Source organism: Cuspidothrix issatschenkoi CHARLIE-1, from assembly GCF_002934005.1.
Taxonomy (GTDB): Bacteria; Cyanobacteriota; Cyanobacteriia; order Cyanobacteriales; family Nostocaceae; genus Cuspidothrix; species Cuspidothrix issatschenkoi.
The window spans coordinates 1-17,361 of sequence record NZ_PGEM01000003.1 but is presented as its reverse complement, the minus strand read 5'-3'; the positions used below and the strand labels follow the sequence as shown (position 1 = coordinate 17,361).

Sequence of the window (17,361 nt, the reverse complement as noted above, 5' to 3'; positions counted from 1 at the left end):
CAGAACAATTAACCAGTAGATGCACCCTGATAACTAACTTCCCCTGGCTGGCTAACACCACTGGGGGTTTTTTATCGCCAGCATCCTTACATAAAATTAGTCATAGATTTTTCTGAATCAAAAATATCTATTACCTATCCGGAACTTGTCAGTTAACACCAGAATAATCAACTGGTAGATGCACCCTGATAATTTAACTCCCCTGATTGGCTAACATCCACTGGGGGTTTTTTCTTGTGCTATCCTTTGCCAAATTCAAAACTAACTTGCTAATAATAAATTTATTCCGGATAACAGTTATACACCTGAGAACATTTAATTGGTAGATGCACCCTGATAACTTAACTCCCCTGGTTGGCTAACATCCACCGGGGGTTTTTTCTCAAAAATAAAAGCTCAACCTACCCTATCATCAAAACCTTTCTCTGGCAATATGCTTGTGCAACAAGTTTCCGATTGTTTTTGCCTACAAATGGCCTACTTGATAAAGTATAGACCAGTCTAGACATTTATTTCTTGCTTCAACGGGAGCATGGGAGCGTTTATCCCTCCATTGTTATTCCTAGCTCCTACTTCAGAATGATTGCTAAGACAGACAATAGCACTCTTAACTATTTCTTTAACAAGAGCTATCTTGCAACCTGTTATTGTTTTATAACATATTCTAAATTGATCTATCAATATCTTTGATCAATTTCGGTGAGTTTACTACATCAGGAATAGGGAACAGGTAAAAAGTTTACAAATTACCTATTACCCATTACCCATTACCAACTTTGTTTAAAAATCTTCTTTTTTAGCCCAACCACCTCGTCGGTTATCCTCACGTGGTTTTGCTTTATTCACTTTTAACATCCGACCCATCCATTCTGCACCATCCAATTCTGTGATTGCAGTATCTTCCTGTGCATCCTCGGTCATTTCTACAAAAGCAAAGCCCCGCATTCTTCCGGTTTCACGGTCTGTAGGTAAAACAACTCTTTTGACTTTGCCATATTCAGCAAATACGGATTTTAAGTCTTCTTCAGTCGCTTGGTAGGAGAGATTTCCAACGTAAATAGTCATTATGTATCACGTAATTTTCAACAAAGCGCGACTAGTCCAGGAGCAAAACAGAACTAAGTAAATCTGAATTTAGAGACAAAAACAATTGTAAGATATGAATCCTGATGGATTCCTGATCTACAACTAAATAAATGCCACCCGCCTGAACATACGCATATCTCTAATATGATAACTGATTGTCATAGTTTTCAATGTATGGTATTTGACAATCTATCATTAGCTACTTTTATGGATTCATGGTTAGAAGATTAATTAATTTAATTTTATATTTAGGTAACAGGTGACAGGAAAGTATAATTAATAACCTATAACCTATTACCCATGAATGTCTTGAATTTAGAGAACTAACACCCAAATCAATTAGTCAATTGTAATCTGTTGTGGTCCGCTAGCTTTGCCGTTGTTAGCCTCGTTATCAAGGGAACTGGAACTATTTCCACAACCTTTCTTATCCAACCAACTTTTTACAGGATCTTCATTGAGGTTGAGTCTGAGGACACCAGAGACGAACCCACCCAAAAAAGAAACTGGATGCTGGGCAAGTTCTTGAAATAAGGGCGACAATTCACTAATAAACATTGCACTCTCCCAGGATTGCGGTAAAAAATTATTAATTCTTCATCAATCTTAACAGATTTTTGCCAATCAGACACAAGCAAAAGGTTTAATGATATTTAACCGTATGATGGTTATAATTATTTGCATGATCATCAAACACAATTTATCTTGATTTTGAACGAGTATTAAAATAGAATAATCTTTTTAAATAAAAAATTAAATTATGACAAGCAACTGGGAAAACTTTCTCAAAAATTTAGGCGAGTGGAGAGGTTCATTTACTAAAATATCTCCTGATGGAGAAATCATAAATTCTACTCCTAGCATTTTAAATTTAGAAGCCTTTGATAATGATCAAGCGGTGCTGTTTAGATTACGGCGTTTTGATGCGAGTGGTTATGATAGTCCGCCGATGGAAGATTATCAACAAGAATACCGTTCAATAGGTAGACAAAATATTTTTTTTGCCACAGGAGCTTTTACTAAAGGAACATTACAACTAGCACCTTTTACAGAATTTGGGGCTGAATATGGATTTGTAGATCATGATAGGCGATCGCGTTTAGTACAATTATATGATAAACAAGGCAACTTTACTAATTTAAGTTTAATTAGGGAATTTCGCAATAATACGGATGCTAGTGAACGCCCACAATTAACCGTAGAACAATTAATTGGTGATTGGGAAGGTAAAGCCCATACATTTTATTCAGACCTAAGACCCTCGGAAACTTATGTTAGTTATTTAGAAATTAAAGAAATCGGCAATGGATATTTAGAACAAAAATTATCTTTTGCATCTCAAACCATTACTTCCCAGTCCAAAATAGCAGGAAATAAACTCATTTTTGAAAAAGAAGGAAACATTCGTCAAATATTATTATTACCTGATGGAACTTCTAGTAATGTTCCCTTACAACTACAACTAAGAAAACCGTTTTTTGTCGAAGTTGGTTGGTTACTGAGAGAAAACGAACGTCAACGTTTAATTCGCAGTTACAACGAAAAAGGAGAATGGGTTAGCTCAACTCATGTTATTGAATATAAAACCAATTAAATATTTTTCCTCTCTGGTGTGTCCTCTGTGCCTGGAGTGGTTTGTAAAAAAATTATAGATTTAGGACTTACGCAAGACGTAACTGCAACCCTGATTATTTCGTTGGGGCTATTTTGCGTAAGTCCTGAGATTAATGAACCACGAAGACACGAAGGACACGAAGGAAGGAAGATAACAGAGATATTTTCGGTCAGTCTTGAGAAATTAACGGATTTTATGATGTGGGTGCTTGTTCAGGGAACATACATTTATCAGAGTCACAACCGCTAGGTCCTGCTTCGGCTAATTCTCCCAAATCATAACGACTTAAAGCACCACAGAAATCATCGGTTTTCCGTCGTGCTTTAACTTCAGCAGACAAACGCTGATATGTGGCTTTGTCTATGGGTTCAAATGGTAAACGGGGGAAAGTTTGAATGTCATCAAACCGCGCTAATAAAGCGGCAGAAATGTAACCTTCATCATTTTGAATGGCTTCATAAATGCGTGTTCCCAAGAGTTCAACCTCTTCAGAACGTAATTCTAAAGTTGCTGAGGTGTTATGGGCGGTGTAGTATTTTTGCACCTGCATGACAAAATCTAATTGCGCCAATACTGAGAATTTCGATACATCAATAATATCTGCACCAGGTAAATCCGCCCAAGAAACGGCAACAGGTATTTCTACCAACCATTCTGTACAACGGTTGTCAAATGGGTCATTTAGTAAGTTACCATTTTCGTCTTTGTCGGATTGAGATGGTATGATATTGTAGCCATAATCTATACAAGCTAATGCCACTGGGTCATTTTTACGGAAAGTGATCCGACGAATAAATCTTTGGGCTTTGGGGGGATGCCAACCGGAACTAGCACCAGTTAACAAAGATTTTGTCCCGCTAGGTTGTACAGTAGTACAACGGTTGGGGCGTTTGAGGTTATGTTTGTCGCAATATTCCCAAACTGCTTGATGGACTATTTCTCTCCATTTGCTCAGGTATGTTTGCTCACCGCGTTTGAATATCAATCCTTCGGGAGTTTCTGGTCTACCTTGTTCCCACCAGCGCAACCAGTCCACACCAAAAGCATGAACAAAGAAGTCAAATAAGCCAGTAAAGGAAACACCAACAATAGGATCAAGTTCCCGACTGTATTGATAGCGGGGTTCAAGGAATTGATGGTTTAACAGTGCTGCCACTGACAGCGCACCTGCTTTGAATGCTTCCTCTTGTTCTTTGTAGTTATCAGGGTCTATTTGGTTTAAGTGTACCTCTGAAAGATTACAGTGAAAGTTAGTGCCAATTATTTCACCACACGGGTTTAGTCCGTAGCGGCCTAAACGATGTTCTAACTCTTGTTCATCAATATTTGGGTGACGTTCTTGTATCCAATATTTAGCTTTTCCTTGTTCGTAAGCTTGCAAGAAGTCTGTTTTCAGTTCTAAGGTGTTGAATAAGTCAATGTTAGCTCTAGCAACCGCTTCGCCAGCCCATTGAATTGCACCTTCACCACTGTAATACTGCTTTTGCACCGCGGCAATAGATTCTTCTAAGGTTGGCTTGCGGTGAAATACTCTTGTATGGTTTGCCATACGCAAAGCATCACGTTCTGGATCTATGCGCCAGTTGCCTTTCGGGTCTTGTTGCCATAGATTATCCTTAGCATTTGCGCCTTGTTCATCTTCGGAAACAAACTGACGAATCCCGGCACTTCTTCTAATGTTACCGGCAACAATAGTGACAGCAGCTTCATCAATTAACAAGCAGCATTCAACTGAGGTTAATTGCCTACCTAAAGCCTGATTAAGAATAGAGGCGCAACGCTGATACAATCCAGGTAACTTGACAGGATTAGCCATACCGCCAAAACCTTTGAGGGTTTCCCCAGATTTACGAACATCGCTAATATCAACAATTACCTGAACTTCATCTGTATGGTCAGTGAGGGAAGTTGAACTGAAGCGTTCATCGGTAGAGAGTTCTAACAAGGTTTGATAGGATTTTACCCAACCTTCTCGACTGTCTCCAACGTGAATAGTAACGGTGTTACCTAGTATATCGGTTTCTGTAAATTCTCGACGCTGTTCTATAGGTGTACATCCGACTTCACCAGTAATGGTGACATTTAAACGATTACGGATAGGTGGCAATTGATTAATATACTGCGGTTCAATAATGGCACCTGTACCACAGCCCATCATAGCCAAGTCCATCATCAAACCGAAGGCTTTCCAGTCTACTAAGTTGGTAGAAGTACAGTTGTAAGCACCGGAGAAATTTTTGGGTTTACTTAACCAATCTGTACCCCCAACCCACATCCAGCGTCCACTGGGAAGGGATTTCATATTGCGCTGCATTTTGTCTAAAATGGCGGCTTCTTGGGAATTGAGTTTACCAAGTTCGACTAAACCGCGTAAGGTGCGATCGCATACCTCATCCCAGGATTCTCTTAAACCTGCGGCTGTGCGACGGCTGTAGGTTCTAAAAAACACAGGATTTCCTGCTGGCGCGGATTCGGGAAAAGATGAACTTTGACGTTTACGTTCGAGATTCTGAACCATAACCAGGTTTTTTTGCTGACTAATCAAATTAAGACTATAACGTCAACTTGTTATAGGATGTAAGATTGCAAAATTTACCACTTTGCGCTATGGCTATCGTTGTGTAAATTTTGACAATATACTTATGTCAATATAAAACCCTGACTATGGGCTACTACAGCACGGCGTAAATAAACCAACAATTATAAATCTCCTAAAAGCCTATACTGTGTTCGTTTTGACTTTTGACTTCCGCCCTGTGGTACTAGGGTTGTAAACTCTGAAAGTTTTAGCTATCATTTTTCCTGAAATAGGTTTAGCTTCTAAAGTAGGAAAAGCTAGAGTTGAGGATAATTTATTTCCTGGCAGTCTCTTACGTATTTTGATATTTACACATAGAATAAATAGTATCTAAATCAATTGTCTTAATATCTTCTTGTTCTGTATTTCTAAATAGCACCGTAAAAGCACCAGCACCCAATCTATCTTGAGGAAACATCCGATAACAATGAATATTAGTTAAATGAGATTGATAAGCAGATAAATGACCAACTTCCACCGCGTGAAAATGAGGAAATTTCTCTAAAAACCATTCACAAACCTGCTCATTTTCTTCCGGGGAATAGGTACAAGTCATATAAGCTAAATAACCTTGAGGTGCTACAACTTGAGCCGAATTAGCAATAATTCGTTTTTGGCGGTTGGCACTTTTATTAATTGATGTAGGGTGAAAACATCCTGGTGCTTTTTCACCTTTAGCTAGGAGAGATTGTCCAGTACATGGAGCATCAACCATCACTAAATTACTAGTAGATGGGAACATTTGAGCAAAAATACTAGAATCTCGATTTACTACTCCACTGGGTTTAATTTGACAACGTTTTAAATTAGAAATTAACATTCCTAACCGCTTGCCAATTACTTCATTACTAATCAATAAATCAGGCTGTAAAGCTTTCCAGGCAAACACACTTTTACCACCAGGGGCAGCACACATATCAAAAACTATCCGTATTGATTCAGGAATAGCTAACAAAACAGAAGCAGAAAATACTGAAGAGAAATCTAAACAATAAAAATAACCTTGTTGATGCAAAAGATGTTGACCAGGTTTTTCGCCAATGGATAAACGGTCTACAAATTGGGGTTGCCAAGATGTGGGCATTTCCAGTTCAAAATGTGAAATATCTGGTTTATCTTGACACCAAAGAATACAAGGTGCAAAAGGTTGGGAATGAACTAAAGCATCTATAAATTTTGTTTGTTCATCTACATTTGTAAATAAACGGCGGGTAACTTTAAGCAATAAATTAGAAGTTTTTTCCATATTAATTTTCACAAAATCAAGTCGGAGGAGAAAGTGTTACAGCAGAACAATGCAATTAAGATATTTGGCTGCATACTGAAAAGACAATAGACTTCTTGCAGAAGTGGGGGAAAGGAGTCAGAGGGAGATTTTTTCTGAGGATGTTGGAAAATTTACAATTTATGATTTTTCTGCCTTGAAGGGGCGGGACTTGTACCGAAAATTCCTAATCCAAAATCTCAAATCTCAAATTCCCAGTTCAGCGCGTTTGGTAAAGAGTCAAAAGTCTATTGAGAATTATGAGGGGAATTTTGAGACATTTGTAATTTTTGCTCTTTCTCTTCCCAATCAGGTAAATAAGCAGACATAAAGCACTTAAACAGTTTACCGTGATTGGGAACGAGTAAATGTACTAATTCATGAACAATGACAAATTCTCCCAGTTCTTTGGGTAATTCTAGTAATTCAGTATTGATGGTTAAGCGGCCAATAGTGGAAATAGAAGCCCATTTGCGTTTCATGGAACGGAATTGAATTTGTTTAACTGTGACTTGAAGGCGATCGCTCCATTCTTGTACAGTATCTTTAAGTTCTTCTGTATCCTTCCAGTAGGTTTGTATAGTAGTATTCATGATTCCACTCGTTCTAATTTTAGCAGATTATTAGTAATATTAATAGTTTGCTCAACTGAGTTGGTCATTTTGTACAGAGTAACATAAAGTTCTGTTCTTAAGTCAACTTCATGACGGGCATCCCAACGATAATCAAGGAAGTTATTATAAATAGAGTTGATAGTTTCCGCTTGGTTCACTTCCACATTATCTATTACTTGTTTGATGACAGTGTAAATAGCATAGGTATTTTCATCAATTTGCAGATTTTCCCGTTCTGTTTCTGCTTGAATACGTTCTTTAGCAATTTCTTCTAATCTCGCTAATGCTTCTGTGGCTTCGATTTGTCTATTTTCAAACTGCTGACGAATTTTCTCAGCGCGATCACCTATGGAAATTAAAAAAGGTGATTTTCGACTTTTATCCTCTACATCTTTAAATAATGCTTTGCTTAAATTAAGAACTTTTACCGTTTCCGTTGTCTGGGTTTCATGGAATTTTTCTAATTGTTGGGCGTTCAATTCATAGATAATTCCCGGCATTTCTAAATCACTAATTGTGACATTTTTGCGTACCAGTTCCTTAGTTTTAGCTGTTAATTCAATATCAATGTAGGGGCTAGTATTATAAGCAGCGCGAATAGTTCCATATAGTCTAATTATGGCTTGGTAATTTTCCATAAACGGACGCAAAAACGGATCAGGAGAAAGAATTTCATAAATAGATTGAATTTGACGCACAAATTTAAAAAACTTCTCCCGCACATCTTTATCTTGGAAATAAACCGCAGCCCGTTCTTTAGCTTTATCATCCCATCCTTTAGTTAGGGGTAAATATTCAGGAGTTTCTGTTGCCATTTTTTCCTGAAAACTAGCTTTTAAAACATTAATATTTTGGATGATGTTGTTAATTTCTCCCGACTCAAAAGACAGGGCTTTTTCTAAATTGTCGCCAAAAATGCCAATAAAATCTACAACAAAGCCATAGGGTTTAACTAAACCTTCTCCATCTTCATAGGGACGGTTAACGCGGGCTATTCCCTGTAAAAGAACGTGATCCCGCATGGGTTTATCGAGATACATACAATATAAAATTGGTGCATCAAAACCAGTTAATAATTTTTCGGTGACAATGAGGATTTTTGGTAATGCTTGACGGTAATTTTCATAAAGTTGGGTGATTTTGGTAATAGCATTAATATCACCATTGGCCAGGGTTTTTATTTGTTCAAAATCTTCATGACTACAATAACCTTTAATAGTTAAAGTTTGGCTATTGCTGTTATAAGTAAAATCTTGATAACGAGATTCAATAAAATTAATTACTGCATCAGGTAAAGGAATTTTGGCAGAAACAACAGACTTTTTAATAAATGCTTTACGGACTTCTTTCTCTTCTGCTTCCGTTAAATTATAATCTCGCAATTTATCAGCAGTGGTACGAGAATAAACAATAGTTGAATATTCAGGAGGTAGATATTTATCTAAGGCTTCTTTGTAGAATTTACAGGCTTCTCTATCTACACCAACCAAAAAGGCTTTAAAACCCATTGGTTCAACATATTCGCGGAAATGTTGGGCTACTACTTGGGCAACTTTATTAACTCTATCATCACCTTTGAGAAATTCCTTTAATTTAACCGCCCGATCCAAAATACCGTTAAGTTCTTCAACATCACTAACTCCTTCAGCTTCTTTGAGTTGTAAAAATTCCTTTTCTAATATTTCTTTAGGTACTAAAAACTCTGATTTGGCTATGGTATAATTGAGTTTTAAAGTTGTACCATCTCGTACAGAGTCACCTGTAGAATATAAATCTAAAGTGCGGTTAGCATCATCAGGATGGCCAAAAGTTTCAAAGGTGCTTTTTCCCTTTGCAGCTTTAATAATAGGTGTACCAGTAAAACCGATAAAAGTCGCATTAGGTAAAGCAGCCATTAAATAATTGCCGAAATTTCCCCCGGTGGTGCGGTGTGCTTCATCAACTAAAACGGTAATGGTAGAACGGGGATTTTCTACATTCATTTTATCGAATTTGTGGATCATGGCCACAATTAAACCGCGATAATCATTTTTAATGAATTTTTGTAAATCCTCTTTACTTTCCGCTATTTCATAGCTTTTAATTCCGTAGGCCATGAGATTTTTATCTAATTGATTTTCTAATTCATTTCTATCAATTAGCATAATTACAGTATTATCACCGCTAATATTCCTCAGTAAAGCCGCAACTGTAATCATAGTCAGGGTTTTACCACTGCCTTGAGTATGCCACACTAAACCGCGTTTTTTATTAGCGTCTTGGATACGTTCTAAAACTTTTTCTACAGCGCGGGTTTGATGTTGACGTAAAACGACTTTTGTTAAACCTTCATCTCTTTCTAGGAAGACTATATAATATTTGAGAACATTGAGAAAGCGGTGATGTGCAAAAAAGGTTTTAATTTTTTCTTCATAGTCACCTTCTGCTATTTTGTCGTCGGTTTTAGTTTTCCAAATAAATAAATTTTTGCGGTTAGTATTCCAGGTTAAACCGTACCAAAAATTCCATAATTCTGAAACTTCAAAAACTTGGGGAAATACTAATAAATCAGGGGTTTGATGATGATAACGGCGAATTTGTTCAATGCCTTTACTAATTCCATCGGCTAGGTTTTCGGCTTTGGTTTCAGCAATGGCCACGGGAATACCATTAATGAGAAATATCACGTCAGCACGGTTATTGAAAGCTATACCGTTTTGTTCCCATTCATCGGTAACATGAAAGATGTTATTGGCTGGGGTATTAAAATCTATAAATGTAATATTTATTTCTCGGTTTTCGCTGCTGACAAAGGTTGATTTCTGACCTTTAAGACAGTTTAAAATGGTGCGGTTTCCTTCAATATCACTATTTATATTTCGCAAATCTTGAATAATTGTCTCTACGTTATCAGGGGTAACAATACCGGGATTTAATTTAATTAACTGACTGCGAATAATATCCGCAAATAGTCGTTCTTTTTTATCTCCTCCCCGTCGTTGTAATGCTTCTTTTGTTGTGAGGTATTCCCACCCAATTTGATGGGCATATTTTAGCATGGGTTTTTGTACTGCTGATGATTCGGACATAGTGGTTTTGTGATTTTAAATATAGTTTTTTTGTATAACGGTAATTCATGAATTACCGCTATTGCTATTAACTCAAGTTGTTAGTTATCTATAGGACTTACGCAAAACCTACTTCAAATACTGTCATTGCGACGTAAGGAAGCAATCTCAAACCCCTAGGTTTCGTTAAAATGCGTAAGTCCTAATCTATTTGAGTCTGGTAATTGATGATAAAATTACTGTACTCATCCTGTTAATCCTTTAATCGGTGGATATCCTGATTCAGACAATAGTATTAAGTTCCTCCCATTATTGATTTTCTGACTGAAATCTGGTAATTAATTCCTCACGAGAAAGTTGTAAAAGTAGAGGTGTAAATTCTTCAGGTGACAATAATAAAATGCGGTCAATAATTTGGGTTAGTTGTGCATCTAATTCACCAAAACGGACACGGAGCAAGTTTTCAATAACTCGCTTTTCTCCTTGTTGAATACCTGTCTGTTCTGCTTGGGCAATGGTTTCTTGATATAGTGGTAACAAACGCATAATTAACTCCCTATCTTCTGTTTCTATTGGTTGGTTAATGTTCAGGTTTTCTTGTAGTTGATAAAATAATTCTAAGGTGGCTGATTTTAATGGGTCATCTGGGGAAAGTGCTGCTAATTCGTCTATGGCTTGCTGTTGAACTTTTCCCCTGGCTAAAACTCTTAACCATAGGGTTTCGGAGGTGCGGGGGAGTTGGTGGAGGACGATAATAGCACTATGTAAATAATGGGCTAAAAAGTAAATTCCTGATGACCAATCTTCTTTTAAGGTAGCACCGAAACCGGCAAGTATGGCGGGGGATGCTGTGGGGGTGAGTATCCACAGGTTGGGGATGTCGGACTCGGTGAGGTTGCGGTTGTTGCGGTTGGCTTCTCGTAGGTATTCCCCGCGTACTTCTAGCTGTTTGAGAAGACAGTCGCAAATTTCACTGGGGGTGGCGGGGTTGCGGTAGGGTTCAAGGATGGTGGTGGTTTGGGTGATTTTTGCTAGTAAACCCAGTTTGTTGATGTCTGGTGGTTGATGGGGTACGAACCACACATCTATCTGGCGGGTTTCTCCGGCTACTCGTCGCGGTGCTTGGATTTCGCCATAGGGTGATAATATTTCCTCTAAATAGTCTTTAGCAAATTGGTCGTGTATAAATCTGGTCATGTTATTGTGCTATTAAGTTTTTGGTGCTGAGTTTTCCTGTCATTAGTTCTTCTAGGGTGGCGTGGAATAGTTCATCTGTTAAGGAGATTTCTTTTTCTAAGGCTTGAATTTTTGTGTCGCATGATTTTAAAATGTGTGCAATTTCTTTTTGTTCTGGTAAAGATGGAATAGGAACTAATGAATCTATGAGATTATTTTGATTAATAGTTGTCATTGTTGTCATTTTTGATCTGGCTATTAAATCATTTCTTGCTCTTTCAGATAAGAAGTAACAAGTAAGATAGTAATTATCACTAATTGACTGATCAGGAATAACTCGAATTAAATGACAATCAAAAATTGCTGGTTCATGTAAACTTTCAATTAAACAACATTGAGCTATACCTTCGCGTTTTAGCGAAGAACGCACAAATAATAAATCTCCGTTTTGAAGAGAAAATCTTGAAATATCCTCTTCTGTACAAATCAATCTTTCCACATAATTAAAATTAACTATAGCACTTCTATAAGTATCTACTACATTAACAAACAATGTACCTTTACCCCATTGAGGTTTTTTAATAAAAGCCCCATTTTGTGGTTGTTTTATACAAATATTTCTTAATTTATATATATCCCAACTTTCAGGAATTTCGCCTATTTCCGTTTGCTTTCTTGCCTCATTTCTTGTACCATGAGTAAAGAGATATTCCATTAATGCTGCTTTGCGTTCCCGTTCTAACTCTAACTCGCGTTGACGGGTTTCTTTGGCTTTTTGGATGGTTCGGAGAGTGTGCGCGATGCTTTTTTGTTCAGGAAGTGGGGGGACAAGAATAGGAATTTGCTTAATTCTTGCAATAGCTAATTTAGGTTGGGATGTTTTTGTTGTCCTTCTGTTAACTTCATTTTTTCCTTTCTTAGATGTTAAGTAGAAAGCTAAATAATATTTATCTAATATTTTGTGGTCATTTATTATAATACGAGCAGCATTTTCAGTTAAATTTGCTTTATCTAAAATTTGAGGAATAATTCCAACCCTTCCAATAGTTCCTGCGATGGAAATATAAACATCTTCTGTATTTATAATATAGTTTTTAATTATCTCCCTATCCTCTGCTTTTAAATACTGTAAATTTGAAAATTTTACAGAATAATTATCTAAATCTACTACACGAATATAAGGAAAAGGAGTGATAATGTTAGAGAAATCATGACCTTTTGGTAATCTTTTACCACCTTTGACGTTGGCTAAATCTCCTAAACATATTTCCTTCCAACCAGAAAGTAATTCTATTTCATCCATTTTTACCACCTGCTAAAAAAACACTCAAAACTAAAATCATAAATACCATTACACCCTTTAATTTAATATCATTTATTAATTGCGGTTTAACACTTACCCAAAAAACATAATATTAGAAAATTAGATTTCGTGCTTCAACTACCTACTTCTTGACAACCAAATTTGAGCATCTTCAGCAACTAAAGAATAAGGCGCTTTACCTTTAATATCTCCCCATTTACGGGGTTTTTTTTGGTCTACATCGTGCTTTTGTCCTTTAAATTGCAAAAAATCAATAAAATTTAATACCTCTTCCTGTTGTTGTGGTGTTAAATTCTGGACTCTATCTAAAATAGATTCTTGTTTTTCCACAGCTTGAGTCATAACTAAAAAACCTCATAACTCCTATAAATTATTTTACACCACTAGCCAAAATTCCCAAAATTTTATTTACATCATTAAATCATTTACCTAAATTCAACTTAACCAAAACCTCATCTAAATCCTTATCAGCCCATTCCCGCGCTTGTCTTGCTGCTGCTAAATCTGCTAAAATATCACCAATTTCCCGATGTACAAACTTCTCGCTAATATCCACAAACTGGGAAGGACTAAGATTATAATCAGCCTCTCTTAACTGTTCAATTTTCACCACCTTACTCAATTTTTCCCTAGTTTCCCAACTGCGAAAAACCTCACCAACAACCTGAATACCTTCCCTAGTTAAAATATTTTTTGGATCACCCTTAATAAAATAATCAGCAGCATTAATTAACAAAAACTCACCTTGACGATGTGCCGACTTTGCCCGATTTAAGAAAATAACTACACCCGGCGCAGTAGTATTATAAAACAGGTTTTCCGGTAATAAAATCACCGCTTCAATCCGATCTCTTTCTATAAATTCCTTTCTAATATCCCGTTCTTTATTGGTTTGCTGACTACCAGAACCGCGAGAAACAGCCCCCGTATCTAACACCACAGCCCCCCGTCCGTGATCCTTTAAAGATGCCCAAATATGCTGCATCCAGCCCCAATCGGCGGTATTTTTAGAAGCAATTCCTACCTTAAATCTTTCAAAAGAATCGGCTTCATAATCATCTACATCATAATTATCATCATTCCACATCGGGTTAGAAACAATATAATCAAACCGTTTTAATTTATTATCTTCTGTAAATTTAGGTTGGCGGAAAGTATCACCAATTTCAATAATTGAATCTGTAAAATCCTGTAAAAACATATTCATTTTGGCAATAGCGAAAGTGGTAGTATTCAACTCTTGTCCGAATAAACGCGGTGCTTTACTTTCTTGTCCTGGATGGTTGCGATTAAATACTAAACGCGGTTTAATTAATAATCTTCCCGATCCACAGGTGGGATCATAAACAGTAGTATAGGGTTCAGGATCAATAATTTCAGCAATTAGCCAACCCACCTCAGAAGGTGTGAGAAATTCCCCCGCACTTTGTCCTTGTCCTTCCGCAAATTTCCGCAGCAAATACTCATAAGCCTCGCCTAAAATATCAGCATTGGCATTTTTTAATCCCAAACGATGACGGCTGATCACTTCAATTAAATCTGATAATCTATCATCATCTAAAACACGCTGATCATGTTGTTTTTCGTTATAGTCTTTTAGGGTCAATATCCCCGATAAATTCTTATTAAAATCAGCTATTTTCCGCATAGCTGTAGTGATAAATTCTCCTAAACCATCTTTAGGATGAAAACGAATTTTCTCCCAATTATATTCTTGAGGAATATAGTATCTCACAATGGGCTGACGATTATTTTTAATTGCGTCTTGATGATCTGCTTCAATAAAATAACGGGCTAATTCTCCACTACCAAATTTTTCTGCACATTTTTCATATTCATCATCAAAAACATCAGATAGACGTTTATAAAAAATTAACGGGAGAATAAAATCCTTATATTTTGGTGCATCTGTAGAACCGCGTATTTTACAAGCGGCATCCCACAGCCATGTCTCCATTGTGGGAATGTCTAAACGTTCCTCAGTTTTATCAATTTCTGCTAATATAGATAACAGCCCAGGAGTATTATTTTCTGCTGGTTGCTTTTTAGTGCTTTTTTTAGTTCCACGTGGCAAAATGCTGTCTCCTATCAATGTCTTGATTTTTGCAGGAAAATATTAGATTAACGTAATTTGTTAACTAATTGTTGATAAATTTTATCTAACCACACAGGAATCTAGACAATAATTAGGTATTCGACAACACAAACGAGCGCGGAGGGATTTGAACCCCCGACCCACAGGACCGGAACCTGTTGCTCTATCCACTGAGCCACGCGCCCTTATACATTTGATAGTATAACATAGTTTTTGTATTTAGTCAGCATTAAATTACAAATAATTTGCGGGGTTAACGGGTGTACCATCGCGGCGGACTTCAAAATGCAGATGGAGACCAGTGGAGAAGTCCGCAGAACCGACAGCAGCGATCGCTTGTCCTTTTTGTACAGTTGCTGGTGGGTGCGTCGCTGGGAAATGCAAAGACACCTGTGCTGGGAATGATCACATTTTTGCTGGTGGTTTTTGTTCTGGTGGCTTCTAAGGATAGGCGATCGCTATTTAAACACTGTATTAATTCTGTTTGTAATTCAGCTTGACTTTGATAATCATCTTGTTGGGTAAGTAATTGTTCTCGAATTAAAGAAATTTGATTTTTTGTCCGGCAGCTTCTGTTCTTTGTTGAATTAATAAATTAGCTTCTTGAGAATACTTTATTATTTTTATCAAGTGAGTAAAATTAAAAAGATCAGAAAAAATTTAGTTATGAATTTTATCAGTGAAAAAACGTCAAATCATTTATATATTATTTAGCTTCACCTTAGTAGCTATTATTGGCTTTTCTAAGTTTTTCGGAGAAGTACCCACAGTTCCCTGTGAAAATTGGGGATTTATCAGCGTTAAAACCACAAAATCTTACATTCATCCTGAGAAAGTTATAGTTAAACCCTGGTTGGGGCAGCATAAAATATATGCCATATTTATCGTTCCCAACGGGCATTTATATGATAGTTTCATTACAATTAATTTAGGGAATAATCATATTTTTTGTGGTGGTGTCAGCAGACTTCCTTACAGTCAAGATGGTGTTATTGCCAAACCCGGATATGATCTGGCTAAAGGATATTTACATACTCGTACTGGCATCAAATTTATATTAGCTGGTAAAATTAATGAGATCAGAAAAGCCAGTAATTGGCAATTGGGTATAGCTAGAGATCAGAGTAATTGATCATAAGAACATAAATTTGCAAAGATTTATTAAAAATTTAGTATTATTTTGAACACAGATATTTTGAAGATGATTTAATTATTACATGGAAAACGTACAAAAACTATTGAAATGGTAGAATAGTCTTGATTAATGACTATTGGTAAGAGTTAGATTATGAACTCATTTGAAAGGATAACTATTGAAGGATATCGTCGCTTGTTTAATGTACAAGTTGATATGCGTAATCGTCCTCTGACAGTCATGATTGGTGCTAATGGTGCGGGTAAAACCTCTTTGTTAGAAATTTTTTCACTTTTAGCAGCATCAGCAAATGCTCAATTAGCAAACAAAATTTCAGAATTAGGTGGACTACCTGATATTGTTACTCGTGATAGAGCCAATAGTATAGCTATTTCTTTGTCTATGAGTGTACCAGGATATGCACCACTTGATTACCAACTAGAAGTTGCTCTAAAAGGGTTCACGCATGAAATTGCACGAGAAACACTAACTGAAAATAATCCCTTGGTTTTAGAACCATTCAAGCACATTGATTCACTTGGATTGGATGTGAAGTATTTTAATTTTGAGGATGAAAAATTATTACGTCCAAATTGGGAACATAATCCTTTAGAAACTTCTTTAGCTCAAGTTCCTAAAATGTATCAAGAACCTGAAAATCTACGGAAAAGATTAGCTTCCTGTGCATTTTACGGTGCGTTGAATGTTGATCCTAAAAGTCCAATTCGTTTACCACAATCAATGCGTCCAGCAACATTACCTGGTGCTAATGGAGAAGATTTAGTTTCTTGTCTTTATTATTTACGAGAAACTGATCCAGAAAGATTTGAAATTATCGAAGATACACTTGCGGCTGCATTTCCAGATTTTGAGCGTTTAGCATTTCCTCCAGTAGCAGCAGGAACTATCACAATGACTTGGAAAGACAAGAATTTTTCCAAACCTATTTATATGCACCAACTATCAGAGGGAACTTTGCGGTTTCTGTGGTTAGTGACATTGTTACAAAGTCCAGATTTAACTGCTGTTACTCTTATAGATGAACCAGAAGTTAGTTTACATCCAGAATTATTAAGGCTTTTGGCTGGTGTCATGCGAGAAGCATCACAAAAAACACAGCTAATTGTTGCCACTCATTCAGATAGATTGATACATTTTTTACACCCTGAAGAAGTGCTAATTTGTGATACTGAAGATGGTTTAACAACTATGAGATGGGGTGATTCTTTTGATTTAAAACACTGGTTAGAAGAATATAGTTTAGATCAACTTTGGGCAATGAATTTAATTGGTGGTCGTCCATGAAAATAGCAATTTTAGTTGAGGGTGCAACGGAAACAGCATTTAAACCAATTTTATTAGATTTTCTGAAGTTGCGTTTACAAGAAATGCCCAAAGTTAAATTTATAGGCTCTACTAGAGTGGTT

Annotated in this window: 14 protein-coding genes and 1 tRNA gene; 3 read left to right on the top strand and 12 right to left on the bottom strand. The window is 36.6% G+C overall.

What is annotated here, in order from left to right:
- Positions 1-780 precede the first annotated feature (780 nt).
- The gene (gene rbp / locus CUN59_RS00230) at positions 781-1,065 is read right to left on the bottom strand and encodes an RNA-binding regulator (protein WP_104385948.1); all 285 of its coding nucleotides are present in this window, start codon (positions 1,063-1,065) and stop codon (positions 781-783) included.
- A 360-nt stretch (positions 1,066-1,425) separates the two neighbouring features.
- Positions 1,426-1,644, bottom strand: coding sequence for a ssl0294 family protein (locus CUN59_RS00225; protein ID WP_104385947.1), 219 nt, complete (start codon positions 1,642-1,644; stop codon positions 1,426-1,428).
- A 202-nt stretch (positions 1,645-1,846) separates the two neighbouring features.
- On the opposite strand from CUN59_RS00225, the gene CUN59_RS00220 reads away from it, so the two are divergent.
- Positions 1,847-2,680: a DUF3598 family protein gene (locus CUN59_RS00220; protein WP_104385946.1), complete on the top strand. Its 834-nt coding sequence runs from the start codon at positions 1,847-1,849 to the stop codon at positions 2,678-2,680.
- Positions 2,681-2,894: 214 nt separating this feature from the next.
- Here the strand turns inward: CUN59_RS00220 and nrdJ are convergent, their stop codons facing one another.
- The 10 genes from nrdJ to CUN59_RS22545 form a co-directional block, all read right to left on the bottom strand.
- Positions 2,895-5,219: a ribonucleoside-triphosphate reductase, adenosylcobalamin-dependent gene (gene nrdJ / locus CUN59_RS00215; protein WP_104385945.1), complete on the bottom strand. Its 2,325-nt coding sequence runs from the start codon at positions 5,217-5,219 to the stop codon at positions 2,895-2,897.
- Positions 5,220-5,571: 352 nt separating this feature from the next.
- Entirely contained in the window at positions 5,572-6,525 is a 954-nt protein-coding gene (locus CUN59_RS00210) for an RsmB/NOP family class I SAM-dependent RNA methyltransferase (RefSeq protein ID WP_104385990.1), read from the bottom strand.
- Positions 6,526-6,791: 266 nt separating this feature from the next.
- Positions 6,792-7,136, bottom strand: coding sequence for a M48 metallopeptidase family protein (locus CUN59_RS00205; RefSeq protein WP_104385944.1), 345 nt, complete (start codon positions 7,134-7,136; stop codon positions 6,792-6,794).
- Positions 7,133-10,225 (bottom strand): type I restriction endonuclease subunit R, encoded by a 3,093-nt coding sequence (locus tag CUN59_RS00200; RefSeq protein WP_104385943.1) that lies wholly within the window; start codon positions 10,223-10,225, stop codon positions 7,133-7,135. Before CUN59_RS00200 ends, CUN59_RS00205 begins: the two co-directional genes overlap by 4 nt.
- Positions 10,226-10,513: 288 nt before the next feature.
- The gene (locus tag CUN59_RS00195) at positions 10,514-11,401 is read right to left on the bottom strand and encodes an RpnC/YadD family protein (RefSeq protein WP_104385942.1); all 888 of its coding nucleotides are present in this window, start codon (positions 11,399-11,401) and stop codon (positions 10,514-10,516) included.
- A gap of 1 nt (position 11,402) precedes the next feature.
- On the bottom strand, positions 11,403-12,683 hold the full coding sequence (locus tag CUN59_RS00190) for a restriction endonuclease subunit S (protein ID WP_104385941.1): 1,281 nt from the start codon (positions 12,681-12,683) through the stop codon (positions 11,403-11,405).
- 138 nt (positions 12,684-12,821) lie between these two features.
- Positions 12,822-13,046: a DUF2281 domain-containing protein gene (locus CUN59_RS00185; RefSeq protein ID WP_104385940.1), complete on the bottom strand. Its 225-nt coding sequence runs from the start codon at positions 13,044-13,046 to the stop codon at positions 12,822-12,824.
- Positions 13,047-13,125: 79 nt separating this feature from the next.
- Positions 13,126-14,778 (bottom strand): type I restriction-modification system subunit M, encoded by a 1,653-nt coding sequence (locus CUN59_RS00180; protein ID WP_243406815.1) that lies wholly within the window; start codon positions 14,776-14,778, stop codon positions 13,126-13,128.
- 133 nt (positions 14,779-14,911) lie between these two features.
- A tRNA-Arg gene (locus tag CUN59_RS00175) sits at positions 14,912-14,984 on the bottom strand.
- 49 nt (positions 14,985-15,033) lie between these two features.
- Positions 15,034-15,189: a M23 family metallopeptidase gene (locus CUN59_RS22545; RefSeq protein WP_438501794.1), complete on the bottom strand. Its 156-nt coding sequence runs from the start codon at positions 15,187-15,189 to the stop codon at positions 15,034-15,036.
- A 289-nt stretch (positions 15,190-15,478) separates the two neighbouring features.
- Here CUN59_RS22545 and CUN59_RS00165 point away from each other — a divergent pair, with 289 nt between their 5' ends.
- Positions 15,479-15,931, top strand: a complete 453-nt coding sequence (locus CUN59_RS00165) for a hypothetical protein (RefSeq protein WP_104385939.1) — start codon at positions 15,479-15,481, stop codon at positions 15,929-15,931.
- 156 nt (positions 15,932-16,087) lie between these two features.
- Positions 16,088-17,239, top strand: a complete 1,152-nt coding sequence (locus CUN59_RS00160; RefSeq protein ID WP_104385938.1) for an AAA family ATPase — start codon at positions 16,088-16,090, stop codon at positions 17,237-17,239.
- Positions 17,240-17,361 lie beyond the last annotated feature (122 nt).